The organism is Methylobacterium sp. WL103 (assembly GCF_008039885.1).
GTDB lineage: Bacteria > Pseudomonadota > Alphaproteobacteria > Rhizobiales > Beijerinckiaceae > Methylobacterium > Methylobacterium cerastii.
The window spans coordinates 1-2,301 of sequence record NZ_VRUX01000640.1 but is presented as its reverse complement, the minus strand read 5'-3'; the positions used below and the strand labels follow the sequence as shown (position 1 = coordinate 2,301).

The 2,301-nt window shown below is 73.8% G+C and carries 3 protein-coding genes and 1 pseudogene; 2 read left to right on the top strand and 2 right to left on the bottom strand.

Translation table 11 applies throughout. The features are described 5' to 3' along the window. On the bottom strand, window positions 1-409 hold a 409-nt coding region (locus FV222_RS23565), incomplete at its 3' end, for a winged helix-turn-helix domain-containing protein (RefSeq protein WP_246685625.1). Between the two features lie 90 nt (window positions 410-499). Here FV222_RS23565 and FV222_RS23560 point away from each other — a divergent pair. After that, window positions 500-1,144 carry an FMN-binding negative transcriptional regulator gene (locus FV222_RS23560; RefSeq protein ID WP_147763101.1) on the top strand — a complete coding sequence of 215 codons (645 nt, stop codon included), beginning with the start codon at window positions 500-502 and terminating at the stop codon, window positions 1,142-1,144. Beyond that, a complete protein-coding gene (locus tag FV222_RS23555; protein WP_147763100.1) occupies window positions 1,141-1,851 on the top strand; it encodes a GNAT family protein in 711 nt (236 codons plus the stop codon). The genes FV222_RS23560 and FV222_RS23555 overlap by 4 nt, the downstream gene beginning before the upstream one ends. Window positions 1,852-1,964: 113 nt before the next feature. Here the strand turns inward: FV222_RS23555 and FV222_RS23550 are convergent. Then, window positions 1,965-2,301 (bottom strand): annotated as a pseudogene (locus FV222_RS23550) (N-(5'-phosphoribosyl)anthranilate isomerase); the annotation flags it as partial.

Here is a 2,301-nt window from a genome sequence, read left to right as displayed (position 1 = left end):
CCATCAGGGCCGTCCCGCGTCGCGACAGGGCCAGCGGAGGCGGAGAGGGCGCCGAAGCTGTAGGCGCGGCGTCGGGGGCTTTCGCGACGGCCAGCGTGTCGTCGGGCAGGGTGGCGGCCACGCGGGTGCCGGAGCCCCGATGCGCCGTGAGATAGCCTTCGGCGACCAGTTGCTCCAAGGCGGTCAGCACCGTGCCGCGGGCGCAGCCGAGGTCCTCGGCCAACGCCCGCGAGCCGGGGAGGCGGGCGCCGCGGGCGATGCGACGCTCCAGGATCGCGCGGCGCAGCGCGTCGCCGATCCGCACGTGCAGGGGCGTCGCCGCCCCGTGGGCGAGATCGAGGACGAGGGGCAGGCCGCCCTCTCCGCGTGGGTGGGTCTCGACGGGCCTAGCACCGTGGGCTTCGGGCACGAAGTGGTCCAGTCGTTTGCGTGAAACCGGATCTTTTGCCTGGACCGGCGATCGGTCAAGCCCAGGCCTCCACCGGTCGGGAGCGCCGCGATGTACCAGCCGCCGCATTTCAGGGAGGACGACCTCGGGGCGCAGCACGCCCTGATCCGCGCCCACCCCCTCGGGCTCCTGGTCACCGCCGGGCCGGGGGGCCCGATGGCGAACCCGATCCCGTTCCTGATCGACGGGCAGGCCTCCGAGCGGGGGACGCTGCGCGCGCACCTGGCGCGGGCCAACCCGCACTGGCGCGAGCTGGCGCAGGTCGCGGAATGCCTCGTGGTGTTCCAGGGTCCGCAGGGCTACGTCACCCCGTCCTGGTACGCGACCAAGCGCGAGACCGGGAAGGTGGTGCCGACCTGGAACTACGCCACGGTCCACGCTCGGGGGCGACCGCGGGTGATCGAGGATGCGGCCTGGCTCCGGCGCCAGATCGCCGACCTCACGGACCTGCGCGAGGCGGGACGGCCCGAACCCTGGGCGGTCGACGACGCACCGCGGGCCTTCACCGACGCGCAGCTCAAGGGCATCGTCGGGATCGAGATTCCCGTGGCGCAGATCGTGGGCAAGTGGAAGGTCAGCCAGAACCGGCCGGCGGCCGACCGCGATGGCGTGGTCGCAGGCTTTCGCGCCGCGGGCGACGGGGACGGCATGGCTGAAGAGATGGCGGCCCTGGTGCAGGCACGGAGCGGACGATGAGCGCGCGCGAGAACGACTTCGGCCAGGCGATCGGGCCGGCCCTGCCGGATTGGCGCCCGCGCCCGCTTCCGCCGCGCATGGCGATGCAGGGACGCACCTGCCGTGTCGAGCCACTGGATGCGGAGCGCCATGCGGCCGACCTGTTTTCCGCCTTCTCGGCAGCCCCCGACCGGCGGAGCTGGACCTATCTCGGCGGCACCCTGCCGGAGACGGAAGGCGCCTACCAGGCCGAGCTGGCGGCGATGGCGGCCGGCGCCGACCCGCTGTTCCAAGCGATCGTCGACGGGCAGACCGGCCGGGCGGTCGGCCTCGCATCGTACCTGCGCATCGATCCGGCCAACGGCGTCATCGAGGTCGGGCACCTGCACTTCTCGCCCGCCCTGGCGCGGCGGCCGGCCGCGACCGAGGCGATGGCCCTGATGATGGCCCGCGCCTTCGACGAGCTCGGCTACCGCCGCTACGAGTGGAAGTGCGACGCCCTCAACGCGCCCTCGCGCGCCGCGGCCCTTCGCTACGGTTTCACCTTCGAGGGCGTCTTCCGCAACGCCGTCGTGGTCAAGGGCCGCTCCCGCGACACGGCCTGGTTCTCGGTCACCGACGCCGAATGGCCGCGGGTGAGGGCGGCGTTCCGGGCCTGGCTCGCCCCGGAGAACTTCTTCGAAGACGGGCGACAGCGGCGAGCCCTCGCCGACCTGCGAACGGGCTGACCCGGCCTCCGCTTGCTCAAAGCGGAGGCCGGGTCAGGCAAGCCCGCGCGGCGGCTGAGCGAAGCCCAAATCCGCCATCCCGAAGGGATCGACCGGATTTGGTATGACCCGGCTCAGCCGGCGGCGCGGGCCGCCCTGACGAAGGCGGCGATGCGGTCCGGGTCCTTCACGCCCGGCGCCGACTCGACGCCCGAGGAGACGTCGACCGCGGTCGCCCCGGTGCGGGCGAGCGCCGCGGCGACTCTCGACGGGTCGAGGCCGCCCGACAGCATCCAGCCGGAGGGGAGGTCTGCGCCGTCGAGCAGGGTCCAGTCGAAGGCGCGGCCGTTGCCGCCGGGAAGCACGGCGCCGGAGGGCGGCTTGGCGTCGAGGAGGAGGCGGTCGGCGGCGGCGAAGGCCGAAATCCGGTCGAGGTCGGCCCGGCTCGCGACGCCCAGCGCCTTCATCACC